This is a genomic window from Ruegeria sp. CE6 (genome assembly GCF_056537485.1).
In genome coordinates this window covers 1-24,891 of the sequence record NZ_JBQFRR010000002.1, presented here as the reverse complement: position 1 = coordinate 24,891, position 24,891 = coordinate 1, and the positions used below count along the sequence as shown (strand labels likewise).

Annotated in this window: 24 protein-coding genes and 1 pseudogene; 14 read left to right on the top strand and 11 right to left on the bottom strand. The window is 57.0% G+C overall.

The features are described 5' to 3' along the window. Positions 1-82 precede the first annotated feature (82 nt). The 7 genes from ACR0DK_RS08580 (at position 83) to ACR0DK_RS08550 (ending at position 6,846) form a co-directional block, all read left to right on the top strand. Complete coding sequence (locus tag ACR0DK_RS08580) at positions 83-1,099, top strand: Gfo/Idh/MocA family protein (RefSeq protein WP_480735741.1); 1,017 nt, start codon at positions 83-85, stop codon at positions 1,097-1,099. Beyond that, positions 1,096-2,097, top strand: a complete 1,002-nt coding sequence (locus ACR0DK_RS08575) for a Gfo/Idh/MocA family protein (protein ID WP_480735739.1) — start codon at positions 1,096-1,098, stop codon at positions 2,095-2,097. The genes ACR0DK_RS08580 and ACR0DK_RS08575 overlap by 4 nt, the downstream gene beginning before the upstream one ends. Further along, positions 2,094-3,146 carry a Gfo/Idh/MocA family protein gene (locus tag ACR0DK_RS08570; RefSeq protein WP_480735737.1) on the top strand — a complete coding sequence of 351 codons (1,053 nt, stop codon included), beginning with the start codon at positions 2,094-2,096 and terminating at the stop codon, positions 3,144-3,146. The genes ACR0DK_RS08575 and ACR0DK_RS08570 overlap by 4 nt, the downstream gene beginning before the upstream one ends. After that, positions 3,143-4,324, top strand: coding sequence for a mannonate dehydratase (uxuA, locus tag ACR0DK_RS08565; protein ID WP_480735735.1), 1,182 nt, complete (start codon positions 3,143-3,145; stop codon positions 4,322-4,324). The genes ACR0DK_RS08570 and uxuA overlap by 4 nt, the downstream gene beginning before the upstream one ends. A gap of 224 nt (positions 4,325-4,548) precedes the next feature. Then, complete coding sequence (locus ACR0DK_RS08560; RefSeq protein ID WP_170511757.1) at positions 4,549-5,439, top strand: NAD(P)-dependent oxidoreductase; 891 nt, start codon at positions 4,549-4,551, stop codon at positions 5,437-5,439. 11 nt (positions 5,440-5,450) lie between these two features. Then, a complete protein-coding gene (locus ACR0DK_RS08555) occupies positions 5,451-6,314 on the top strand; it encodes a sugar phosphate isomerase/epimerase family protein (protein WP_480735733.1) in 864 nt (287 codons plus the stop codon). 112 nt (positions 6,315-6,426) lie between these two features. Beyond that, on the top strand, positions 6,427-6,846 hold the full coding sequence (locus tag ACR0DK_RS08550) for a secondary thiamine-phosphate synthase enzyme YjbQ (RefSeq protein WP_170423991.1): 420 nt from the start codon (positions 6,427-6,429) through the stop codon (positions 6,844-6,846). Positions 6,847-6,876: 30 nt separating this feature from the next. Here the strand turns inward: ACR0DK_RS08550 and ACR0DK_RS08545 are convergent, their stop codons facing one another. The 8 genes from ACR0DK_RS08545 to ACR0DK_RS08510 all read right to left on the bottom strand — a co-directional run bounded on the left by ACR0DK_RS08545 (position 6,877) and on the right by ACR0DK_RS08510 (position 15,832). Next, complete coding sequence (locus tag ACR0DK_RS08545) at positions 6,877-7,647, bottom strand: SDR family oxidoreductase (protein ID WP_170396139.1); 771 nt, start codon at positions 7,645-7,647, stop codon at positions 6,877-6,879. Then, on the bottom strand, positions 7,644-8,684 hold the full coding sequence (locus ACR0DK_RS08540; RefSeq protein ID WP_170511749.1) for an alcohol dehydrogenase catalytic domain-containing protein: 1,041 nt from the start codon (positions 8,682-8,684) through the stop codon (positions 7,644-7,646). The genes ACR0DK_RS08545 and ACR0DK_RS08540 overlap by 4 nt, the downstream gene beginning before the upstream one ends. Then, the gene (locus ACR0DK_RS08535; RefSeq protein WP_480735731.1) at positions 8,681-9,781 is read right to left on the bottom strand and encodes a mandelate racemase/muconate lactonizing enzyme family protein; all 1,101 of its coding nucleotides are present in this window, start codon (positions 9,779-9,781) and stop codon (positions 8,681-8,683) included. The genes ACR0DK_RS08540 and ACR0DK_RS08535 overlap by 4 nt, the downstream gene beginning before the upstream one ends. Then, positions 9,781-10,776 carry an ABC transporter permease gene (locus tag ACR0DK_RS08530; protein WP_170403549.1) on the bottom strand — a complete coding sequence of 332 codons (996 nt, stop codon included), beginning with the start codon at positions 10,774-10,776 and terminating at the stop codon, positions 9,781-9,783. The genes ACR0DK_RS08535 and ACR0DK_RS08530 overlap by 1 nt, the downstream gene beginning before the upstream one ends. 3 nt (positions 10,777-10,779) lie before the next feature. Next, the gene (locus ACR0DK_RS08525) at positions 10,780-11,757 is read right to left on the bottom strand and encodes an ABC transporter permease (RefSeq protein WP_170403552.1); all 978 of its coding nucleotides are present in this window, start codon (positions 11,755-11,757) and stop codon (positions 10,780-10,782) included. After that, positions 11,742-13,277 carry a sugar ABC transporter ATP-binding protein gene (locus ACR0DK_RS08520; RefSeq protein ID WP_255612040.1) on the bottom strand — a complete coding sequence of 512 codons (1,536 nt, stop codon included), beginning with the start codon at positions 13,275-13,277 and terminating at the stop codon, positions 11,742-11,744. Before ACR0DK_RS08520 ends, ACR0DK_RS08525 begins: the two co-directional genes overlap by 16 nt. A 67-nt stretch (positions 13,278-13,344) precedes the next feature. Continuing rightward, entirely contained in the window at positions 13,345-14,319 is a 975-nt protein-coding gene (locus tag ACR0DK_RS08515) for an ABC transporter substrate-binding protein (RefSeq protein WP_170403556.1), read from the bottom strand. A 55-nt stretch (positions 14,320-14,374) separates the two neighbouring features. Next, the gene (locus tag ACR0DK_RS08510) at positions 14,375-15,832 is read right to left on the bottom strand and encodes an aldehyde dehydrogenase family protein (RefSeq protein ID WP_480736614.1); all 1,458 of its coding nucleotides are present in this window, start codon (positions 15,830-15,832) and stop codon (positions 14,375-14,377) included. A gap of 247 nt (positions 15,833-16,079) precedes the next feature. On the opposite strand from ACR0DK_RS08510, the gene ACR0DK_RS08505 reads away from it, so the two are divergent. Together ACR0DK_RS08505 and ACR0DK_RS08500 are read left to right on the top strand one after the other, a co-directional pair. Then, positions 16,080-17,108, top strand: coding sequence for a LacI family DNA-binding transcriptional regulator (locus tag ACR0DK_RS08505; protein WP_480735729.1), 1,029 nt, complete (start codon positions 16,080-16,082; stop codon positions 17,106-17,108). 10 nt (positions 17,109-17,118) lie between these two features. Next, positions 17,119-18,756, top strand: coding sequence for a GMC family oxidoreductase (locus ACR0DK_RS08500; RefSeq protein WP_480735727.1), 1,638 nt, complete (start codon positions 17,119-17,121; stop codon positions 18,754-18,756). A 140-nt stretch (positions 18,757-18,896) separates the two neighbouring features. Here ACR0DK_RS08500 and ACR0DK_RS08495 read toward each other — a convergent pair whose 3' ends face one another. Together ACR0DK_RS08495 and ACR0DK_RS08490 are read right to left on the bottom strand one after the other, a co-directional pair. After that, positions 18,897-19,190 carry a cupin domain-containing protein gene (locus ACR0DK_RS08495; protein WP_480736612.1) on the bottom strand — a complete coding sequence of 98 codons (294 nt, stop codon included), beginning with the start codon at positions 19,188-19,190 and terminating at the stop codon, positions 18,897-18,899. Between the two features lie 53 nt (positions 19,191-19,243). Beyond that, entirely contained in the window at positions 19,244-19,924 is a 681-nt protein-coding gene (locus tag ACR0DK_RS08490) for a GntR family transcriptional regulator (RefSeq protein ID WP_480735724.1), read from the bottom strand. 260 nt (positions 19,925-20,184) lie between these two features. On the opposite strand from ACR0DK_RS08490, the gene ACR0DK_RS08485 reads away from it, so the two are divergent. The 5 genes from ACR0DK_RS08485 to ACR0DK_RS08465 all read left to right on the top strand — a co-directional run bounded on the left by ACR0DK_RS08485 (position 20,185) and on the right by ACR0DK_RS08465 (position 24,349). Beyond that, a complete protein-coding gene (locus ACR0DK_RS08485; protein ID WP_480503412.1) occupies positions 20,185-20,970 on the top strand; it encodes an SDR family NAD(P)-dependent oxidoreductase in 786 nt (261 codons plus the stop codon). 51 nt (positions 20,971-21,021) lie between these two features. Continuing rightward, entirely contained in the window at positions 21,022-22,005 is a 984-nt protein-coding gene (locus ACR0DK_RS08480) for a TRAP transporter substrate-binding protein (protein ID WP_170396121.1), read from the top strand. Positions 22,006-22,080: 75 nt separating this feature from the next. Continuing rightward, complete coding sequence (locus ACR0DK_RS08475) at positions 22,081-22,608, top strand: TRAP transporter small permease (protein ID WP_170396119.1); 528 nt, start codon at positions 22,081-22,083, stop codon at positions 22,606-22,608. 9 nt (positions 22,609-22,617) lie between these two features. Next, complete coding sequence (locus ACR0DK_RS08470) at positions 22,618-23,898, top strand: TRAP transporter large permease (RefSeq protein ID WP_170566058.1); 1,281 nt, start codon at positions 22,618-22,620, stop codon at positions 23,896-23,898. A gap of 85 nt (positions 23,899-23,983) precedes the next feature. Next, positions 23,984-24,349, top strand: coding sequence for a redoxin domain-containing protein (locus ACR0DK_RS08465; RefSeq protein WP_480735720.1), 366 nt, complete (start codon positions 23,984-23,986; stop codon positions 24,347-24,349). Positions 24,350-24,559: 210 nt separating this feature from the next. On the opposite strand, the pseudogene ACR0DK_RS08460 reads toward ACR0DK_RS08465, so the two are convergent. Continuing rightward, positions 24,560-24,891, bottom strand: a pseudogene (locus ACR0DK_RS08460) (DDE-type integrase/transposase/recombinase); the annotation flags it as partial.

Here is a 24,891-nt window from a genome sequence, read left to right as displayed (position 1 = left end):
CCCGCAATTGTTAACACAGTTTTTAATGGTTGCATCTTTCCCGTTCGAACCCGCAGACTGACCGTGTGATCCGGGGGAATGAATGAATATTGCGCTGATTGGTTTGGGGATGGTTTCGGGCACGCATGTCGCTGCCATTCAAGCATCGGATCAAGGCCTCAGTCTTGCCGGCGTCCTCGGGCGCAACTGCGAAAAAGCAGCTGAGTTCGCGCAGCGAAACGGCACCCGCGCATTCGGCTCGATCGAGGAAATCGCAGACGACCCAAACGTCGACTTTGCGATCATCGCAACACCGCCCGATCAGCGCTCAGAGTTGGTTCGGGTTCTTTCGAGCGCTTCGAAACCGATCCTGATGGAAAAGCCCATCGAGAGAACGCTGGGCGCCGCGACAGCCATCGTCGAGCAGTGCGAGGTAACCGGTGTGCCGCTGGGCATCGTCTTTCAGCACCGCGCCCGCGCCGCCTCGCAGGCGCTGAAATCAGCCATTGAACAGGGTGAGCTGGGCGCGATCGCCACGGTGGAGATCCGTGTCCCCTGGTGGCGCGATCAGAGCTACTATGACGAGCCGGGTCGCGGCACTTATGCGCGCGACGGAGGCGGTGTCATGATCTCGCAGGCAATCCACACGCTTGATCTTGCGATGTGGCTGCTGGGGCCGATCTCGGGCATTCAAGCCATGATGAGAAAAACTCCGTTACACGTTCTCGAAGCTGAGGATTGGGCAGGTACAATCTTTGAAATGGATAACGGCGCAGTGGGCACTATGATGGCGACTACTGCCGAATATCCCGGGGCCGCTGAGTCCATTACCATCCAAGGCACACGCGCCAAAGCGCATTTGGAGTCAGGTGTCCTGACCTTAACGACTTTCGATGGTCATAAATCCACGGTTGGCGAAACGTCCGCCACAGGCGGAGGGGCCGATCCCATGGCGTTCACCCATGCTTGGCATCAGGCGGTCATCGAGGATTTCGCCAAGGCTGTTGCCGATGGCACGCTGCCCATGGCCACCGGACGCAGTGCCCTTTTGACCCACGCCGTCATAGACGCGATGCAGATCGCCAATCGAACCGGCCAGAAAACACGAGTCATCTCATGAGCCTGACCTGCGTCGCCCTTGGCCTGGACCACCGCCATATCTATGGCATGACGGAAAACATGCGTAAAATCGGCGTGGACTGCGTTGGCTACTGGACACAAGGCGATCAGGAAACGCTACCGGGCTACGTCAAAAGGTTTCCCGATATTCCGCGGCTGGCCCGACTGGAAGACGCCCTAACCAGTGGGGCGGATCTGGCGCTGATTTCGGCAATACCGGCAGATAGGGCCGCGTTGACGATCCGCGCCATGCAAAACGGCATGGATGTCATGAGCGACAAGCCGGGCTGCACGACGTTCGAGCAACTCGACCAGATCAAGCGAGCTGTCGCCGACACCGGTAGAATCTGGTCGGTGAATTTTTCCGAACGATTTGAAACGCCCGTCAGCACCCGGGCGACCGAGTTGGTCGAGTCCGGTGCCATCGGGCGCGTGATCCAGACGGTTGGGCTTGGCCCGCACCGATTAAACCGGGCAACCCGGCCGGATTGGTTTTTTCAGCGTGACCGCTATGGCGGCATTCTGACCGACATCGCCTCGCATCAAATCGATCAGTTCTTGCATTACACAGGTTCGAAAACCGCAGAACTCACGAGCGCTTATGTGGCGAACTACGCAAACCCCAAAGATCCCGGATTGCAGGATTTCGGAGAACTCAATCTAAGAAGCGAGAATGGCACCGGGTACATCCGGGTTGACTGGTTCACGCCGGATGCCTTGCCAAACTGGGGGGATGGTCGTCTGACGATCCTCGGAACCGAAGGATATATCGAGTTGCGGAAATACGTCGATGTGGGTGGGGCCTCAGGGACAGACCATCTGATCCTCGTCAATGGTGAAACCTGCCAAAAGATCGACGCAGCCGACGCCGGCCTTCCCTACTTCGCGCGCCTGGCCGATGACATCCGCAACCGGACCGAAACCGCGATGACACAGACCCACTGCTTTACGGTCATGGAACTGGCACTGCACGCGCAGGAAATGGCGGAACGCAGATGATCAACGTTGCGATCCTTGGCGCAGGTATCGGTGCGCAACATCTGGACGCTCTGGAACGGCTTGACCGCACCTTTCGCGTAGCCGCCGTGGTCGACCAGAATACGGACCGGATCGAACAGATACGGCAGAACTCGGATTTTCGAGCACTAACCAACATTCAGGACGCTCTTGACGATCCGGCGATTGATGTCATCGACATCTGCCTGCCGCCCCATCTGCATGTACCGACCACCCTTGCAGCACTGGCCGCAGGAAAACACGTTGTCTGCGAAAAGCCTCTTGCGACCTCGATGCAAGATGTGGATCGGATCACGGCAGCCACACGCAGCGCGGGCAAGCAGGTGTTTCCGGTGTTTCAATACCGGTGGGGGCCGTCACTGGCCCAACTGCGCCACCTGCAACGCGCAGGCCTGACCGGAGCGGTCCAAACTGCCGCGCTTGAGACCCATTGGTCCCGAGGGGCAGACTATTACGCGGTGCCGTGGCGGGGAACATGGGCTGGTGAACGCGGCGGCGCAGTGCTGGGCCATGCCATCCACAACCATGATCTGCTGACTCATATCGCGGGTGATGTCGCCTGGGTGTCTGCGATGGCCACAACGCGGGTAAACCCGATCGAGACCGAAGACTGCGCCGCGATCTGCTTTGGTATGACTTCCGGAGCTTTGTGCACAAGCAATATCACCCTGGGCGCCGCCACGGACGAAACCCGCCTGCGGCTAGTCTTTGAAAAGGTGACCGCCACCTCTGGCACCGAACCCTATGCCCCGGGTCAAACGCCCTGGACATTCGTCGCGCGAGACCCTGTGTATCAAGCCGCTATCGACGAGGCCCTTGCAGCCGCCACTGACGAGCCAACAGGTTTCGAAGGGTTCTTTACCGAAGTCGGCAGGGCGCTGCGGTCCGAGGCAAATTCGGCCGTTACGCTGAAGGATGGCGCTGCATCCATCGGCCTTGTGACAGCGATTTATCACGCGGCGCGCACCGGGCAGCGCGTTGCTCTTCCCATCAGGTCCGATCACCCGCTGTATGAAGGATGGCTGCCATGAAACAATGCTGGCGTTGGTTCGGACCCGATGATCCGATCGCCCTTGCCGCTCTCCATCAAGTCGGGGTTCAGGGCATCGTCACCGCGCTGCATCACATCCCGCCGGGACAGCCCTGGGACGAACCAAGCATCGCCGATCGGCAAGCAGTTCTGGCTACTGCCGGGTACAGTTGGGACGTTGTCGAAAGCCTGCCCGTCTCCGAGGCGATCAAAACACAGTCCGCAGACATGGCTGAACATCTGCAGGCGTATAAGTCCAGCCTCAGGTCCCTGTCCGCCCGTGGCATCAAAATCGTTTGCTACAACTTCATGCCAATCCTGGATTGGACGCGCACCGCCCTTCGCGCACCGCAGCCGCACGGCGGAACGGCCATGCTGTTCGACCTGACCGATTTTGCTGCTTTCGACATACATATTCTTGAACGTCCGGGCGCGTCCGAAGACTATTCCAGCGTCGTCCAGCAAACGGCCAAGGATCGCTTCTTGCGCATGTCGGATGAATCCAAGGCCCAGTTGCAACACAATGTCACTGCGGGGTTGCCCGGCGCCAACGATCAGTGGAGCGTGCAGGACGTGCGCGCTTTGTTGCAGACCTATGCACATATCGACCGTGACCGGCTTCGCGCAAACCTGATCGACTTCCTGTCAGAAGTCGCCCCAGTCGCCCAAGAACTGGAACTACGCTTGTGCTGTCATCCAGATGATCCGCCGTTCTCGTTGCTTGGTCTGCCGCGGATCATGTCCAGTACCGATGACTACGGCGCCGTTCTGGATGCGGTTGATTTGTTGGCGAACGGCGCAACATTGTGTACCGGATCGCTGGGAGTTTCCCCCGAATTTGATGGGCCGGACTTCGTGCGCAGGCATGGCGACCGAATTCACTTTGTCCATCTGCGGAATACCAAACGCATCGCCGGATCAGACAGCCAGAAACCGGACTTCTATGAGGCCTCGCATCTGGAGGGCGACACCGACATGGTCGGCACAATTCGCGAACTGATGAACGAACAGCGCCGCCGCAAATCCCAAGGGCGTTGCGACTGGCAAATTCCGATGCGGCCCGACCACGGACAAGAACTGCTGAGCGATCTGGGTGGACACAGTACTCCCGGCTATCCGTTGATCGGGCGTATGCGCGGGCTTGCGGAACTGCGCGGCATCATGGCGGCGTTCTCCTAACGCGTCGGATCAGGCGGTTTCTTTTCGCCCGCAACACTTCTATGCTTGCCTGAGCGCCGCATTCTTCGTTTAATTGCTATACGTAAACGGGCAGCGGGGTGTCTTCCGGACTCGCCCGACGTCTGTAAAAGACGCGTGAAACTCCCGCGAAAACCGATGCGATTGGGCATCATTTTTCGAAACGTCTGCCATACGGCAATGGCGAAATATCGGGAGGAGTCCAAATGAAAACTGCAGGCGTAATAGGTCTTGGCGACATGGGCAGCGGCCTTGCCAAGAACCTGATCAAGAATGGCTTTGAAACATCAGGTTTCGACCTGAGCGAGACGCGCATGACGGCATTTGCTGACATGGGCGGCCAGCCCAAGGACAGCGTGGGACAGGTCGGTCGACACGCCGCCAGTGTGTTTGTCATGGTAATGAACGGAGATCAGGCCCGCGATGTCATTCTGGGTGAAAACGGGCTGGTTGCGAACATGGCCAAAGGCGGGACGGTCATCCTGTCGGCGACCATTACCCCGGCCGAAGCCCGCGCCATCGGGCAGGATATGGAAGGCTCAGGCATACATCTGATCGACACGCCGGTCTCAGGTGGGTTTCCCGGCGCGCAGAACGGCACATTGACGATGATGGCTGCCGGTGCTGCGGATGTGCTGGACCGAAACGCCGAAGTCATGCAGGCAGTGTCTGCAACAATTCATCGAGTCGGAGAAAACGCTGGCGACGGGCAAACCGTGAAAGCCTGCCTGCAATCCCTGATCGGATCGATCTTTTCCGCCACATTCGAGGCTGCGGCCCTGGCGGCCAAAGCCGGTGTCAGCGGTCAGGCATTGCTTGATGTGTTCTCCTCATCCAGCGCGGGGTGCGGCGTCGTGAATTCCGCCCTTGAAAACATCATTGATCGCAAGTTCGAGGCCACCGGCAGCCATATCGCAACCATGCATAAGGACCTGACGATCTCGCTGGCACTCGCCGGTGCATTGGGCGTTCCCATGCACACAGCGTCATCCGCAATGCAGATCTTTCACGCAGGAAAAACTAAATACCCGAATGGCGACAACTGGGTGTGTACTCGCGTCATCGAAGAGATCGTTGGCGCAGAATTGCATCGCTGAGGGGACCGGACATGAAATTGGGTGTAATTTGCGACGGCATTTCCCGCGATCTGCGGCATGCCGTGGACGTGATGGACGAGTTCAGCCTGGACTATGCAGAGCTTCAATTTGTTGGCGATGCGGAGGTCGGGGATCATTCCCCGCAGCAAATTGCCGAGATCGACGCGCTTTTGCGCGACCGGGGCAAGCCTGTGTCATGTCTGTCGCGCCATATCTTTGCGGGGATGACAGCTACCAATAGGCCCGGCGACGACCTCCACACTCGGCATATGGACGCCTTGAAACGCGTAATCGACATGGCGCATGTTGTTGGGTCTCCGCTGGTTCGGATCATGACGCAACGAAAAGAGCAGATACTGTGGGGAAAAAACGGCGCCGAGAAGTGGAACGTAGCGCATGGGGTATGGGACTCGATGCCGCCGCTGATCGCGCCGGCGGTTGAACTGGCAAGAGCTGAGGGCGTGACGCTTGTCGTGGAAACCGGAAACGGCACGCTGGTCAATTCCAACTATACAGCCCGAAAGCTGATTGACGAGTTGGACGCCAAAGACTCTTTGAAAGTGCTGTGGGACCCCGGAAACAACTGCTGGTGCCATGAACTGGCATACCCGGACGGTTATGAAGAACTGCGCGGCGGCTATCTGGGTCACATTCATATCAAGGACGTAAAGGTCGACACGCCGCGGGCAACACTGGAAGTGCGCCGCATGGGGGAAGGTCAGCTTGCGCCATTGTTCCAACCCATCGCGGACGCACTCAGATCCGACGGCTATGATGGCGTCATTTCTTTCGAAAGCGTTTATCACCCCGGCAACGGGAATTTCGAAGATGGTTTTCGTCTGTGTGTGGACAGGTTCAAAAGCCTGTTTGCATGAACGTGCAGTCAATATGCGTTCAAAATCAAAAGTTTGATCCCCATTGCTGAATGCCAAATGGGGTGTAGAAAGCTGGGCGCGTTCGCGTGAAATCAAGGAAAGGGCCTGCTGGATGAAGCAAGAGTTTTTTGACCTGTCCATTGAAACGCCGGGCAAATCCCTCATAGACATCAGCGGGATCGTGCAGCGTGCGGTGTCCGAACACGAATTTGTCTCGGGCCTGTTGACCCTTTGGTGCGTCCACACCGGTGCCGCGCTATTGGTGCAGGCCAATGCCGATCCCGATGTGCTCAAGGATATCGAGACGTTCTTCGAGAAACTCGTACCCAAGTCACCAGGCAAGTATCACCACCGCCCGACCGAGGACGACAACGCTCCATCGCATCTGCGGGCGCTGTTGACGCAAACTCAGGTATCGATCCCGGTCGAACAGGGGCAGCTTCCGCTGGGTCGCGTACAAAGCCTGTACCTGTTCGAACATCGGGAAGCACCCAAGGCACGCCGATTGAAGGTGCACTACATCGGGACGTGATGCCTTGGATCACATGGAGCGTTGGCAGTGCTAACGCCCCATCCAGCCCCCGTCGACTACAAGGATTTCACCGTTGACGAAGTCCGACGCAGCAGAGGCCAGAAAGACCACCGGCCCGGCAAAATCAACAGGCGTACCCCAACGGCCTTGGGGTGTTCGTTCCAGGATCGACTTCGACCGGACCGGATCATCCCGCAGGGCTTGGGTGTTGTCGGTCGCGATGTAGCCAGGCGCGATCGCATTCACGTTTACGCCCTGCCCGGCCCATTCGTTGGCCAAGGCTTTGGTCAGCTGTCCAATCCCGCCTTTCGAGGCCGCATAGCCCGGAACGGTGATGCCACCCTGAAATGTCAGCAGCGATGCAGTGAAGATGATCTTCCCCGAGCCGCGCGCCAGCATGTCCTTGCCGATCTCGCGTGACAGAACGAACTGCGAGGACAGGTTTACCTCCATCACTTCGTCCCACCAGTCGTCCGGGTGTTCGGCGGCGGGTTTGCGTTTGATCGTGCCGGCATTGTTGACAAGTATATCAGGGGTTTGTCCGTCGGCTCTCAACTGATCAATGAACCCATGCAGCGCGGCGCGATCCGAAAAGTCGCATTGGTAGGCCCGGAAATTGCGTCCCATCGCCGTCACGGCTTTTTCGACATCCGAGCCAGACAGCTCGAGCGAGGCGGACACTCCGATGATATTGGCTCCGGCCGATGCCAATGCTTCGGCCATACCGCGCCCGATACCGCGTTTGCACCCGGTCACAAGGGCCGTCTTTCCCGTCAGGTCGAAACTTTGCAAAACACTCATGAACGCGGTCCTACTTCGATCAGGCTTTTCATTGCGGTTGGGCTGCGATCCAGTGCTTCGAACGCGGCCTGGATGTCTGCCAGAGGGCTGACGTCCGTGATCACAACATCCGCGTCCACTCCGCCCGAGGCGACAACTGCAATGGCTTTCTCGTAATCCTCTGGCTCATAGACCCGAGCACCGATCAGTTGCAGCTCTCGCCAGAAGAACTGGAACAGGTCGATCTGGGGCTTTTGAGCATGGATCGCGACCATTACGATCCGGGCCCGAGTCGCGGCAACGGCGGTCATTGCATCGACACCGGGCTGCGTTCCTGACACCTCGAAAACCACATCTGCCCCTTTGTCGCCCGTGCGCGCGTTGATTGTGGACACCAGATCGGTTTCGATTGGGTTGATCGTGTCAAAGCCAAGTTTTTCAGCAATCGCAAGACGGTTCGGATTCACTTCGGAAATCACGACATTTCCACCCGCGTCCCGCGCAACCATGGCAACCAGGATGCCAATCGGGCCGCCGCCGATAACGACAACGTCCTCTCCAGGTTGCAGGTCAGACAGCCGCACATCGTGGCAGGCAACGGCAACCGGCTCGATCAGCGCCGCGTGATCCATGCGCAAGTCATCCGGCAGAACGTGCAACGTGTGGGCCGGAACAGTCCAGATCTCTTGCATCGCGCCATCGGTGTCGAGGCCGAGAAACTTGAGATTCTGACAGATATGCTGATGCCCCCGCTTGCAAGCTGGGCATTCTCCGCAGTGATCAAGCGGTCGGACAACGACCTTCTGGCCGGGTTCGACCGTATCGACGCCCTCGCCCACCGCTTCGACCACACCTGACATCTCATGCCCAATAACCCGGTTCAGGCCGACGCGGGCATCCATGTTGCCGTGGTAGACGTGCATATCCGTCCCACAAATCCCACAATAGGCAACACGAATGGCAGCCTCGCCGGGACCCGGATCTGTCGCTTGGGCTTGCTCTACTGCAAAGCTCTTATCGCCCCTGTAGTATGCGGCAGTGATCGTCTGGGTCGTCATCTATGCATCTCCTTGTGTTCCGCATTCAATTTATCCCAGTCGAATTCCACTCCGGTTCCCGGGGTATCCGGGGCCACTGCCAGACAGTCTTCGACAACTAGTGGACGGGTCGTGTACTGGTCTATCGGGAATGAGTGTACTTCTAGCCAGCCTGCGTTGGGTTGCGCAGAAACAAGGCTGACGTGCAGCTCCTGCATCCCATGACTGCAAACCGGAATGCCGTGCTGTGCGCTTAGCGCGGCCACGCGCAGCCAGCCGGTGATTCCACCGCAGTTTGAGGCATCGGGCTGGATAAAACTCAGTTTCGCGTCATCAAAGGCGTATTCAAATTCGTGTATGGTGTGCAGGTTTTCACCCATGGCAAGGGGAACGCCCGTCGCTTCGACAATCCGACCATAACCTTTGTAATCGTCTGGAATAGTCGGTTCCTCGAACCACAGAATATCGCAATCGGCGAACCCTCTGGCAGCCACAATGGACTGTTCAACGCTCATAGAGTAATTCGCATCGACCATGAAGAACCGGTCCGGCCCCAGCATCTCGCGCACCGCCCGGGCACGTGCAAGATCGTCGGCTAGGTCTGGTTGACCGACCTTGATCTTGACTGCGTTGAACCCACGCGCAAGGTACCCTTCGGTCTGACGCAGCAGTTTCTCCAACGAGAAATTCAGGTCGATCCCGCCGGCATAGGCCTTGCACCTTTTCGACGCTCCACCGGCCATCTGCCACAATGGCGCATTCTGCGTTCTGCCGCGAATATCCCACAGTGCAATATCCACGGCCGAGATGGCAAACGAGGCGATCCCGCCCCGTGCCACGTAGTGCACGTGCCACTGCATGGCATCGTACAGGCTTTCGATCTGTTCGGCGTCTTGTCCAACAAGGAACGGTGCCAGGTCATGCTTGATCATCGCCAGAATGGCGTGACCACCCTTTCCCCCGGTATAGGTATACCCGACCCCCTCGACCCCATCCGAGGTTTGAATGGTGACCGTGATCAATTGAAAAAACGTGTGATCCCCATGTTTGGCATCGACTAGGACTTCGGCGAGCGGAACGTTGAACAGCCGCGCTGATACACTTTCTATGCGATTCATTAACCTAAGACCTTCTGCTGCCTGGCAATAACCCGAGACTGTAAAAGGATGACCGCAAATAGAAAGCCTCCACGTATGACCATTTGCCAATAGGCACTGAAACTGATGGTGCCCTGACCGTTTTCAAAGTTTAGAACGTTGAAGACCAGCCCCAGCAACAGCGCGCCGGCGACGGTCGCAGGGATCGATCCCATCCCACCCGTCAACAAAGTGCCGCCTACAACCACAGAAGCGATGGCTGACAATTCCCATCCGATGCCTTCAAGGGGTTGCCCAGCTCCAAAACCCGAGGCAAGAAAGACTCCGGCCAGCCCCGCACAGCCACCCGACAGCAGGTAGACAAAAGCCTTGGCGCGATTGACCTTCAGGCCCATGAGGTTCGAGGCATCCTCGCTGCCACCGATCGCCAAGACGGTCCGCCCGATGGTTGTTCTTTCCAGCACCAGCCAAAGTGCCAGAGTCAGTCCGGCCACGATGACGATCGCCCATGGAAACAGGCCAAACGCCTGCCCCATGCCAAGCTTGGTGAAGTTCGACCCCCAATCGACCGAAATTGTCTGGGCGCCCGAAATCACCAATGCGCCACCTTTTGCGGCCAGCATGGTGGCTAGCGTGGCGATGAAGGGCGGGATCCGAAGGATGATTATGCAAAAGGCGTTGATCGCCCCGAAACCAACCCCGGCAAGAACGGCCCCAGGCAACGCAACCTGAATCCCATACGGGCTGAGATAGGCCGCAACAACCGAGGTAAAGGCCGCCACGGACCCGACCGACAGATCAATCCCACCGGTCATGATCACAAAACACATGCCCAGCGCAATCGCGATGAACATCGCGTTGTAATTCAGGAAAGACGAGAAATTGTAGGCGCTGCCAAAGTTGTCATAGCGCATCAGCCCGAACAGAATCAAAGCCAGCAGAGCGATCCACACCGTCACCGAGGCCGAATTACGTCGAAGGTATTTTCGCAGGTCAAAAGCCGTTTCATCCAACATCGATTAAACCCTCCGAAACTGCTGGACCCAAACGGCCAGGATAATGATGACGGCCTTGGCGATCAGTGCAACTTCGTCCTCTACCCCGTTGGCCAACAATGTATATTTGACCAACTGGATGATGACGGCACCCAGTATGGCACCAAAGATCGGCGCTCGCCCGCCTTGCAAAAGAGCCCCGCCAACAACCGCGGCCGCGATGGCATCAAGCTCCATCAGATTGCCGTTGCGCGCGGCGTCCGAGGCCGAGTTGATTGCAACCACGATCAAACCGGCTAGGCCCGCAAGCACCGCGCAGATGACATAGGCCCCGATCTTGACCCGTCGGACGGGACCACCCGACAGATAGGCCGCACGTTCATTGCCCCCTATGGCCAACAGGTAACGGCCCCATGTGGTTCTGGTGATCACCCAAAACAGCACACAGGCAATGGCCAGCGCCAGCCAGCCCTGGAACGGCAAACCAAGCACTTTACCAGTTCCAAGATAACTGAATGAAGGGTTTGAAAACGTCTGCAGGTTCCCGTTCGTCAAGACTTGGGCAATACCGCGACCAGAGATGAAGAGAATGAGCGTCGCAACAATGGGCTGCACGTTCAACACGGCAACCATCACGCCGTTGAATACCCCGCATAGCCCCGCAATGAACAGCGGCAGGACAATGGCCAAAGTGACGCCTAGCATCGGATTGGCAGCGCCCAGATCCGACAGAAAGATCAGCGGAGCAAGCGCCCCCGCCAGCGCCATGACCGCCCCAACCGACAGATCGATCCCACCCGTGGCGATTACCAGCGTCATCCCCATGGCCACGATGGCGATCGTAGCGACCTGGCTGATATTTACGAACAGGGTTTGCAGTTGCAGGAAATTAGGTGTGAAAAACGCGTTGAACACTAATAGGGCGACCAACGCGGCGATGCCGCCGTGAAAGCGGAAGGGCATTGATGCGACCCGTTGCGGCAACTTCATTGCGCGGTCCATGAACCAGTTCCTTCTTCATGATGCGCAAGCGCGCGCACCAGTATGTTCTCGGTGACCCCGGGGTTGGTCAGTTCCTTGACCGAGCGTCCCTCGTGCATGACAACGATGCGGTCAGCGCCTTCCACCAGTTCTTCGAATTCCGAACTGATGAGGACGACACCAAACCCCTTCTCGACATAAGACCGAATGAACGATTGGATCTCTCGCTTGGCGCCAACATCCACGCCTCGGGTCGGCTCGTCGAGTATCAGGATGTCGGGCTGCGTCGCCAGCCAGCGGGCAAGCAACACCTTTTGCTGGTTGCCGCCGGACAACTCGCGAATGGGCTGGTCCATATGCGCCGCCTTGATGCCCAGATCGTCGATAAAGGCCTGAACGATCTCGCGCTCGCGGGCAAAGTCGATTTGACCACGGCTGGCCAGTTTCGGCAGCAGGGCCAGCGTCATGTTCTCGCGCACGGACATGTCTGGAATGATCCCTTCGGCCTTGCGATCTTCGGTCAGAAAGCCGACGCCGTTCGCGATCGCGTCACCCGGTCCGGACGGTTGACCGACCGTGCCATGCAACTCGATTGCGCCGCTGCGTTTCCCGTCCACTCCGAACAAAGCGCGCGCCGCCTCGGTCCGGCCAGAGCCCAGCAATCCGCCCAGCCCAACGATTTCCCCGCGGTGGAGCGTGAGGTCGAAATGCGTCAGCCGCGGGCCTGTTGAAACAGAGTCCGCCCGCAAAACGATATCGCCTTTCTTGGCCTTGGCACCTGCGAAGTCCGTCAGACCGTCTGCCGCGATCTCATCCTTGTTGCGGCCCAGCATGTCCGCGATCATTTCCAGTTTGGTCGTGTCCTGGACGTTACGCCTGCTGACGGTGCGCCCATCTCGCATCGTTGTGACTCGATCGCATATTTGGAACAGCTCATCGAGGAAATGCGAAACATAAAGAACAGACACGCCCTGTTTCTTCAACTCGCGCACAACACCGAACAGCACCTCGACTTCGCTGGCATCCAGCGACGACGTAGGTTCATCCATGATGACAAGTTTCGCATCCAGCGATACAGCCCGCGCAATTGCAACCAACTGCTGGATCGCTGTCGAGAAATTTCCTAACGGCTCGGTCACGTCGATATCTATGCCAAAGCGCGTAAGCACCTCGCGTGCGCGCCTGTTGCCCTCGCGCCAGTCGACCAGAAAGCCGAGACGTTTGGGCTCGTACCCCATGATGATGTTTTCAGTCACTGACCGCAGCGGTACCAGGTTGAGCTCTTGATAGATGGTGGCAATTCCGGATTCCTGCGCTTCGCGCGGAGTGGAGATGCGGCTCGGCACACCCGCCAGATGAACGTCGCCGGCATCCCGATCGTAAACTCCGGTCAGAACCTTGATCATCGTCGATTTTCCGGCACCGTTCTGGCCGATCAGCGCATGAACCTCGCCGGGCGCGATTTCCAGGTTGGCCTGGCTAAGTGCCGGTACGCCGGCAAACGACTTTTCAATTCCCGACATCGAGACGAGCGCATTCATGAGATGTCTTCCTCCGATTACTTGCAGGCGGCGCCGACCACAGGCCAGCACCACCCACCAGGGAGAATCAATAGGCTTCGTCGATGTGATCGGCCGCATTGTCCTTGGTAAAGATGCGATCTTCGACTTTCACCCATTCCGGGATCGTCTCGCCAGCTGCGTATTTATTCATGACTTCACAAGCCAGAGGGCCGAAGAAGGGCGAGCTTTCCACCGTCACCCCCATCTTGCCATCGATAATAGCCTGAAGTGCATCGCGTGTCCCGTCGATCGAAACGATGGTCACGTCCTCGCCGGGCTTGCGGCCGGCCAGTTCTAGAGCCTGGATCGCACCGATCGCCATCTCGTCATTGTGGGCGTAGACCACGTTCACATCGGGGTGCGCCTGCAGCAGGGTTTCCATCACCTGACGACCCAGGTCGCGCGCAAAGTCACCGGTCTGAGAAGCCACGATCTCAAAGCGGTCATCCGCTGCAATCGCGTCGTCGAAACCTTTTTTGCGGTCATTTGCAGGTGAAGAACCAGTCGTGCCCTCCAACTGGACGATGACGCCATTGTCGCCGTCGAAATTCTCCATCAGCCACTGTGCGGCCCGGTTGCCCTGATCAATAAAATCCGACCCAAGGAACGCCACAAAATGCTCGCCCGGCTTGGCAACGGCCGGATCAACCGAGCGGTCCACCAAAAAGGTCGGGATTCCTGCTGCACGGGCCTTCATAACGGCTGGGATCAACGGCTTTTCTTCCCGCGGGGGCAGGAACAGAACGTCGATGCCTTGGGCGATCATGCTGTCCACATCCGCAACCTGCTTGGCCGCAGATCCGGCCGCATCCGTCGCGATCAGATCCCAGCCACAGGCCTCGGCTGTGTCATGGAAAGATTTCGTTTCGGCAATGCGCCACGGGTTGTTCGATTCCATCTGCGCAAAGCCGACCTTGTAGCGATCCTTCTGCTCAAGCGGTGGCAGATCCTGCGCGATCACCGTGGTGCCCAACAGCGCACCCGCGACAACCGTCGAGATCAAAAGAGTTCTGCGTTTCATGGTTATTCCTCCTCCATTGGTGCGGTCGCCTCCGTTTTGACCGCGAGTTCTCAGGTCATGCCCAATTCATGTAAGTCGTCTGTTTCCTCAGATAGCCATCGAAGCCATACGCGCCGTCTTCGCCCCCAACCCCGGACAAACCCCAACCGGTGTGAAATCCCTGTACGGCCTCACCATTGGAGCGATTCAGGTACAATTCGCCGAACTTCAAACGGCTCGGGGCCTCCATCAATCGGCGGTGCGATCCCGTAAAGAGATAGGCAGACAGCCCGAATGATGTGTCATTCGCAAATTCTATCGCCTGATCAAAATCTTCGACTCGCATGGCTGTCGCCACAGGGCCAAAGACCTCCTCTTGCATCGCGGCATTGCCGTTGTCTGAGACCTCAAGAACCGTCGGGGACATCCAGTGTCCTTTGCGGTGCGCGCTGTCCAACAGGGGCCCGCCTTCCAGATGGACCGTGGCACCTTCCGTGATGCTGCGCTTGATGATTTCGTCGACCTTGGACACCTCGGCCTTGCTGACTTTGGGACCCAGATCGCAGTCCTCCATCGGATCCCCGATCGACAAAGCACGGGCCGCAGACACGAATTTTTCAAGAAACTGATCCGCAATGCCGCGATGTAGATACATACGCTCGTTGCAGGTGCAAATCTGGCCGCAATTGGCAAACCGGGCGGCAATCGCGGCCGAAACGGCGGCGTCAATATCCGCATCCTCCATCACGATGAACGGAGCCTTGCCGCCAAGCTCGAGCCGGACAACCTTGATCCGGTCGGCCGCGGCGCGAAAAATCTCTTTGCCGGCGCGCGTACTGCCGGTCATTGTGATCAGTGAGGTATCGGGGTGTTCGACCAACCGCTGCCCTACCACCGGCCCCTTGCCTGTCAGAACATTCAGAACACCGGGCGGAAACCCGACCTTTTCGGCAAGCTCGGCGATCGCGAGACCGGACAGCGGCGTGATTTCGTGCCCCAACAGAACAACAGTGTTGCCCGCGACCAGCGCAGGCCCGATTTTCCTGGCGGCCAATGCCAACGGATAGTTCCAGGCCGTCAACGCAACAACAACGCCATAAGGATGACGCCGGATCTGGATTTCCTCGGACTTGTTGTCCGATGCCACTATGTCACCCGAAATCCTCCGGGCCTCTTCAGCCGCATGGCAAAGAAAGGTAACAGCAGCATCAACTTCACTTCGGGCCTGCGTGATCGGCTTGCCCTGCTCGACCGTGATCAAGGCTGCCAGACGCCCGGCGTCAATCCGGATGGCTTCGGCCAACCGCTGAACCAGTCGCGCCCGCTCGATCGCCGGACGCGAGGACCACGAGCTAAAAGCACGATGGGCCGCCTCGACGGCCGCATCCGCATGAGCGGCACCGCCATCTGGAACTTGCGCAACGATCTCTTCATTTGCAGGGTTCTCGACACCAACCGTGTCCGCGTCAGAGTCGGTAAAGCGGCCATCGATGAACATCGAATGCCGAACCACCTGACCCAACTCCCCCACCACAGACCGCAATTTCGCCTCCCGCGTTTGCTCGGTCAGACCACATTGGCGACCGCACTGCCGATCAAAACACTAATAATATTATTTCGTCAACACTAATATTAATTACTATTCACTAATATTAGTTGCGTGTCCTCCGCATAGTCGATAAAAAGGAAGCGAACAAAAAGGTTGAGCGATGAACGATCAAGCGAACAAGACCGGGCAGCACAGGGGCGTGGGACGAGTCGCGGGCCGGCAGCGCATAACGATGCATGATATTGCACGCGTCGCCGGGTGCTCACAGACGACAGTATCGCTGGTTCTAAACAAGAACGATTCCGTCAAAATCTCCGAGGACACAAAGCAAAGAGTCTTGGATGCCGCCAACACGCTTGGATACGCCATGCCCTCTCAACTCAGGAAACCCCAGGACAGCGCGCCTCGGCCCTCGGCATTAGACGGCACCATCGCTTTTGTCGTGGACGATCTGGCGTCGAGCCCCGAAATGGTAAACGCGTTTAATGGCGTGAAACAGGCCGTTCGGGACACGGGTAATCTTGTATTGCTGGCAGAAACCCAAAACGACTCCGAGGTCGAACCCAGAACGCTTAGGTATTTCCTCGACCAACAGGTTGCGGGCATCATTTACGCAACCGTTTTCACCCGGCGGGTGGTCGTTCCGGAAATACTCAGGCAGACCGCAACCCCGGTTCTGCTGCTGAACTGCTTTTGCGACGACCTCTCTTTTCCTGCGGTGATCCCTGGCGAAGTCGCTGCTGGACATACGGCGACCAACGCCCTGATCAAGGCGGGGCACAAACGAATCGCCACCATCACCGGCGAGCCGTTCATGGAATGCGCCGCAGGGCGAACGACCGGGTACAGAAACGCCCTTGCTTCCGCCGACATCCCATTTGACGAGGATTTGGTCATCGAGGGCAACTGGCTGCCCAGCGCAGGCTATGCTGCCACGCGCGAATTGATGGACCTGCCCTCTCCGCCAACCGCCATTTTCTGTCAGAATGACCGAATGGCAATCGGCTGCTATGAGGCGCTCAAGGAACTTGGCCTATCCATCCCCGAAGACATCTCGGTCATCGGATTTGACGATGACGAAACCGCGCGACACCTGTCGCCCCCCCTGACCTCGATGATCCTTCCAACTAGGGCGATGGGACGCTGGGTCATCGAACAGTTGTTCCACGGTCCGACGGATGGTCAGCGACACCCTCTCGTGAAGCTTGAATGCGAACTGGTGGAGCGCGACTCGATCAGCGAACCCAAACGCCGGGCCTGAAGGCGAATTCATGACGGAAACCTTCGATCATATCGTCATCGGCGGCGGCTCTGCCGGCGCAGCCGCTGCAGCGCGACTAGTCAACCAGGGCAAGTGCAGGGTTCTGGTGCTGGAGGCCGGGCATTCGCACCGCCATCCGTTGCTGGACATGCCGCCGGGTATCTTCAAGATGATCAACGGGTCCAAGTTCATGACCTACCACCAGACCGAACCGCAGGACCACCTGGACGGTCGCGTGCATGACATTCCGCAGGCCAACGTGTTGGGTGGCGGGTCGTCTGTGAATGCCCAGGTCTATATGCGCGGCCGCCCTTCTGATTATGACGCGTGGGACGACCTGCTACGACAGACCAACGACGGGGTCGGCTGGGGATGGGATGATGTGCTGCCCTACTTCCGTAGAATGGAAGACAATAACAGGCTTCACAATGACCTGCATGGCAGCAACGGTCCGGTGCAGGTCTCGGATCCGGGGCATATCGACGACATGTCACGTTGGTTCGTTCAGTCGGTGCAGGCCCTTGGCGAACCATTCAACACGGACTTTAACGGCGCAACGCAGCGCGGTGTCGGGTTCTATCAGTTCACCAATCGCGCCGGTAAGCGCAGTTCGTCAGCCTATGCGTTTCTCGCCCCTCTCGAGACGAACCCGAACTTGACCATCCAGCTTGGCGCAACGGTCAGCAAAGTCATCATCGAAAACGATAAGGCCGTCGGCGTGCAGTATCGAGACAAACGCGGAACCCACACGGTCCGGTGCGATGGTGAAGTTGTCGTTGCGGCGGGCGCTCTGGTGACGCCAAAAATCCTAATGCTATCAGGCATCGGACCTGATGCACATCTTGCCGATCACGGTATTCCCGTGATCTGCCCATTGCCTGGGGTTGGCCAGAACCTGATCGACCACCCCGAAGTTCCAATTACCGCCTTTACCAACGGTCCCTACGGATACTTCAAACAAGGTGAGGGCTGGCGGATGCTTCGCAACGGCATCCAGTTCAAACTGTTCGGCAGCGGACCGGTGACTTCCGCCGGTGTCGAAGCCGGCGCGTTTGTCAATCCGTCGATTCCTGATGGAGAACCAACCATTCAAGCTTTTTGCGTGCCAATTGTTTATCTGGATCGCGACGCTCTGGACGAGGTGCAGGATGACTTTGGCCTGACCGTTACGACCGTCGTGGTCAAACCGAAATCACGCGGAGAGGTCCGGCTTCGCTCGGCCGATCCTCACACCATGCCAGTGGTCTCGCCCAACCTTCTGAAGCATGAAGACGACATGCAGGAGATGATCCGGGGGCAGCGGTTCTTTCGCCGGGCATTCACGTCGGGCCCGCTTGCTCAAAGGGTTCGCGAAATCGTCATTCCCACAGCGGACGACGACCAGACGCTACGAGCACATTGCAAGCGATTCGTAAAAACCAACTATCACCCGGCGGGCACTGCCAAAATGGGCCGGGACGGCGACGGAATGGCCGTGCTGGACGCCAGGATGCGCGTGCGCGGAATTGAGAGCTTGCGGGTGTGCGACATGTCAGCCGTGCCCGACATCAACGCCGGCAACACAAACGCACCTGCCATGATGCTGGGCGAACGATGCGCCGACCTGATCCTCGGCATCGGATCAGCCCGCGAGATACGCAATTCCTAACCTGAGCTGCGGCGTCGCCCGTCATTGATCCGACTTCTAACGCAGAATATGGCGTCGCCCTGTCCGACCCACCGAAAATAGACTACCCTGCCTAAATGCGCAGAACGTGGCCAAAGGTCATGGCGCGGACGGAAAACGCCTTACAGAAAATCGTCCCGCCTGGGCGTGAAGCAATCGATCAACTCTCCGGCAGCCAGGCAAACACAACCATGGCTTACACCGGACGGAATGATCAGGCTGTCACCGGGTTCCAACGCTCGCTCCTGATCTCCGATGACAAAGTTGAACCGCCCGGACCGCACAAATGTCGACTGCACATGCGGATGGTCGTGCAACACGCCTTCGGCACCTTCTTCAAACCGGAATGAAACCATCATGAGGTCTTCATTATCCGCCAAAACCTGGCGCGTGACACCTGATGCAGGTGATACAATCGGATAGCTCTAGGTCATAATGCGAGGTCCTTAGTCAGTTGGCGGCGTTCAATTTATTCGAAATACTCGGCATGTTTCGAGTGAACCTCCTCGATGGTCTTGTCGATGCGGCCCAGATGGCGGCGTATCATCTCGGTCGCAGTCGCCTCGTCGCGGTCTGCCAGCGCTTTTGCCAGCTCAACATGATCCCGAACCAGAATGTCGGCCTCGCTCTCGCGCCCAAGGCTTAGAACGCAAAGGCGGTCGATCTTTCTTTTGCATTCCTGAATCGTGTTGAAGGCCAGCGGGTTGCCGCTCAACTCACAAATCAGACGGTGAAAGTCATAGTCGAGCTGATGGAACTTTTCGGCTTCGTTCCTTGAAACGACGTCTTTCTGCCGCTTGAGATTGTCCTCCAGCAGCTTCGAATATTCGGGCTTCCAGTTCCGACATGCAGCGCGCACCACTTCCAACTCGACCGAGAGGCGAACAAAGCGCGCATGACCGATCCGTTCCATGGAAAAACTACGTACCCGCGTGGCTTTCTGTGGTCGGATCAGCAGCAAATCCTGCGCCTCAAGCCTGTTGAAAGCATCGCGGACCGGCTGCCTCGACACTTCGAACTTTTTTGCAATATCTGCTTCGGACAGTTTTGTTCCCGGCAGAATTTCCAGTGAAACGATCGCCTCGTACAAACTCTCATATACGATGTCAGTGGTTGTGCGCCGCTCGATTTTATCCGTAATACTTTGCATTTCCTGCCTTTTTCTGCGCGTGACCAACACCGGCGGCATTCTGGGCCACTAGGCCTCTCCCTCCGATACTCCTCAATGTATCTCCAGCCAATCCATTTAGCACGGGCCGTGCGAAGCCTTTTGTGGCTCCCAAACAAATTTGTTGACAATACTAGTATCCTAGTCGACTACAATAGGCAACACGGCTGAATGCTCGTTAAGGCTCAAAGACCAAAACGGGCGCACTGACTGGATGACCGGGGAGCCAAGGGGGCAAGAAAATGACCGAATTGAACGCTGAACAGATTGGCCCGAACATGGAACTGGCAGGGAAGGTTGCGATCGTAACCGGCGGCGGACGGGACATTGGCCGCGCCTGCGTCATGAAACTGGCCAAGGCTGGAGCGTCGATCGCGATCAACTATCACAGCTCATCTTCGGGTGCGGAATCGGCGGTTCAGGAAATAACGGCTGCCGGAGGTAAGGCGATTGCCATACAGGGCGACATGACCTCCGGTGCGGATGTGGAAAGGCTGATCTCGGAGACTATTGCGACATTCGGACCTCGGATCGACATTCTTGCCCACGTGACCGGCGGATTGCTGGCCCGGAAGACCCTGTCTGAGATGGATATGGAGCATTGGTGCCATGTCATGGACCTGAACACCACTTCTTTTGCCCGCGCTGTTCAGGCCGTGTTGCCGCATATGAAAAAAGGCGGCGCGATCGTCGGGTTTGCGAGTCAGGCGGGGCGTGACGGGGGTGGCCCAGGCGCGGTCGCCTATGCGGCCTCGAAGGGTGCGGTCATGACGATGACGCGTGGATTGGCCAAAGAACTGGGGCCGGACATCCGGGTAAATTCGGTTTGCCCGGGCATGATCGACACCGATTTTCACAATGTCTTCACAAAAAGCGAAGTGCGGACCAACGTGGCCGGCGCCACGCCGCTTAAACGCGAAGGCACATCTGAGGATGTCGCCAATCTGGTCGCCTATCTGGCCTCAGACGCCGCTGCTTTCATTACGGGCGCGAACATCGACATCAACGGAGGCCTGCTCTTTTCATAACCGGCCTTCGCCGGGCATCGAGTCAACTGTCTGTTTTCTAGGGAGGAAAATATGAATATCAAACTGACTAAAACGCTGATGAGCGCCGCGACCGTGGTCGCAATTACCGGGAGCGCATCCTTCGCAGAGGATTGGCGCGGGTGGAATATCCACGTGGATGGTTACCCAAACACCATCGCGATGGACAAATTCGCAGAACTCATTACGGAAAAAACTGGCGGTGAAATCAGCCTTCAAATGTTCCATGGGGGCACGCTGGGCAGTCAGCCCGACGCGGTTGAACAGGTCCGCGCAGGCGCATTGGAAGTCGGCAACTTTAACCTGGGCCCAATTGGCCCGATTGTCGCCGAGGCCAATGTTGTATCGTTGCCCTTTATATTCAAAGACGTCCCGCACATGTTCCGCGTCTTGGACAGTGATGGTGGCGAGGCAATTGCGGCAGGTATGGCAGCCAAAGGCTTGACACCTCTTGCGTGGTATGACGCTGGCGCTCGCTCCTTCTACAACGGAACAAAGGCAATCAACGCACCTGCCGATGTTGAGGGAATGAAAGTTCGGGTCATGAATAATGACCTCTTTACAGGCATGATTTCTGAGCTTGGTGGCAACCCATCGCCAATGGCGTTTGCCGAAGTTTATCAGGCGCTGAAAACCGGTGTCGTCGATGGTGCCGAAAACAACTGGCCATCATACGAGTCAACTGGCCACTTCGAAGTTGCAGGTTTCTATTCGCTGTCTCAGCACCTGATAATACCCGAATGTATCTGCATTAATACCGACACGTTCAACGCACTGTCACCTGAGATGCAGGCCGCGGTTCGAGAGGCAGCTCAGGAATCTGCAAAACTTCAGCGGCAATTGTGGGCCGAGCGCGAAGCAGCCAGCCGTACAGCCGTCGAAGAAGCTGGTGTGGTCGTGAATGAAGTGGCCGACAAAGCCCCGTTTCAAGCGGCTATGGGCCCGGTTTACGAAGCCTACTTTACTACGAACCCCGATTTACGCCCGCTTGTCGAGACTATCCAGGCGACGGACTGATTTAGCTACATTGGGTCTGATATTGTCCGGTCCCGCACATGCGGGTCCGGACGCCTGATCAAGAGTTGTGAGCCAATGAGTTATACTTCCCTGCCCCCGGCACCAGTGCGCAAGATGATCCAGATCCTGGATTGGATCGCCGATATTTGCCGGGTTTTGACTGGTGTCGCACTGGTTGTCATCACGGTCATATTCGGATGGCTTGTATTTGGTCGCTATGTCCTGAATGCGACGCCGACCTGGGTCGAGCAGGTCGCCTTGCTACTCGTCATGACAATAGCGTTTCTCGGGGCGGCTGTAGGTGTACACGATAACACGCACTTGTCCGTGTCTCTCGTGCGTTCCGCAGTTCCTCCACGTGTGAGGACCATTTTGGTTATCTGCACAGACGTGCTTATGTCTGGGTTCGGCGCCTTGATGCTGTGGTTCGGAGCTCGACTTACGATCTTTAAGTGGGGATCGCTAATCCCATTGATTCAAGTCCCCGAAGGCTTGCGTTCATTGCCTCTCACAATTGGCGGAGGCCTCATATTGCTCTTTTCCGTTGGTCATCTAATCCGCCTCTATGTCGGTTTTGACGAGCGCAATGACAGCATCGAATAGAGGCGAATGATGGGAATACTTCTGTTGCTTGGCGTGTTCGCCCTCTGCGTTCTGATCGGAACGCCTGTAGCATTCGCGCTTGGAATAGCGGCCATTTCGGCATTTTGGTTCGAAGGCTTACCCTTGATGATCGGATTTCAGCGGATCGTCTCCGGGATCAATGTATTCTCGTTGATGGCGATCCCGTTCTTCATTTTTGCAGGTGAGCTGATGTTCCACGGCGGGATAGCCATGCGTCTCGTCAGGTTTGCTTCAGCCGCTGTCGGGGCCGTGCGCGGCGGCTTGGGAATTGTGAACGTGTTTTCTTCGATGCTTTTTGGGGGGATTTCAGGGTCGGCCATCGCAGACATTTCCGCACTGGGGTCTATCTTGGTTCCTGTGATGAAAGAGAAAGGTTACGATGCAGATTACGCCGTAAACGTGACCGTCACGTCCTCGATTGCCGGAATAATTATTCCACCCAGTCACAATATGATCATTTTCGCGATCGCAGCCGGGGGTGGAATATCGATCTCGAAGCTATTTCTTGCAGGCGTTATTCCAGGAGTTTTGATGTGCCTTTGCCTTGCTGTGGCGGCGTACCTTGTAGCGGTGCGCAGAGGTTATCAAGCTGAAACCTTCCCGGGTTGGCAAGCGCTCGTGGTGAGCTTCTTCAGTGCTATTCCAGGGCTTTTGACGGCTGTGATTATCGTCGGCGGTGTGTTGTCGGGTATTTTCACCGTTACGGAGTCCGGAGCGTTTGGGGCCATATATGCATTCGTGGTCACACTGATCGTCTACAGAAGCATAACGTGGGAAAACTTTTGTATTGCTGTCGCTTCTGCTGTGCGCACGACGGCGATGGTAATGATATTAATCGCATGCGCTGGTGCGTTTGCCTACATGCTGACCTTTTACAGAGTTCCGGACAGAACCGTAGATCTGCTTACTGGGTTGACAGAAAATCCTATACTCATCTTGCTGATGGTAAATGCGGTTTTGTTGTTGCTTGGAATGATTATGGATATGGCAGCTCTAATTCTGATCTGCACACCCATTTTTCTACCCGTTGCCAACAGCCTTGGGATTGATCCGCTGCAATTCGGGATGATCTTGCTCGTGAATTTGGGATTAGGATTGTGCACACCACCGGTCGGATCCTGCCTGTTTGTCGGTTGCGCCGTGGGTAAATTGCCAATGGAGAAAGCCGTGCGAACAATATGGCCCTTCTACTTGGCAATTCTCTTCGCATTAATGCTTATCACTTTTGTACCCGCGATTTCACTAACACTGCCAAGCTTGGTTGGGTGAATAAAGTACATTCAAGTTTAAAGGCAGACACTTGAAGCTAAGCTTGTGTTCGAGTTTCTCTCTTAATGAAAAAAAGGAAGCTGACATGTCGCAAAAACCCAAAGTGAATGCTCCCGTCGAGCAGATCAGTGTTTTTGATGTCTGCGGTGGCGAAATAGAGATTGGTCGGCCCAAAGATCGATGGACGATGCTTTTCGTCTATCGCGGGCGTCACTGTCCCAGATGCAAGCGATTTCTCAACAAATTGAACGCCATGCTGGCTGATTGGAGCAGCGTCATGGATGTAGTGGTCGTTTCCGCTGACTCTAAAGAAAAGGCTTTGGCCGACAAGGAAGAGTTCGGTTGGACATTTAACTTGGGCTTTGGATTGACCGAAACGCAGATGCGATCACTTGGACTCTACGTGTCGGACCCTCTTTCGGAGTCTGAGACAACCACATTGTTTGCATAGCCCGGCGCATTCGGAATTCGGCCAGATGGCAGTTTGATGTTGGTCGACATTTCGAATGGCCCTGCTGCGCGCCCGGATCTTGAAGAATTGCTAGACGGAATGAAGTTCAATATCGAAAACAACCGCCCGACCCGAGGAACAGTTTTTTAACTGCAACAGTGCAGTCAGGCGAATTCGAACCAGTCCCAGCTAGGCCAGTATAGCTGTCCTTCATTCGTCACAAAGACCCCGCCACTCGGCGAGAGCGGCGGTGAGTATCAGCTTGAAGGTGCCTCGGCTGGCAAGCGCTCTTTCTCGTTGAAGTGGTTGTAGACAGAGGAATTGACGGCGGCGAGCTTCTGCAAACTTCGCATCCGCCTGAAACGTTGCATGGCGCGTTCGGGTCGTCGGAAAGGCAGGTGCGAATTCTCGACGCAGTTGTTGAGCCACCGGCCCGTTTTCTGTTTTTTGTCAGCACCAAGCTCTCTGAAAGCGGTTCTGTATGAGGCGAAGCGATCTGTGACAACGTTTTCCGCTTTACCGTGTCGCTTCATCAATGTCTT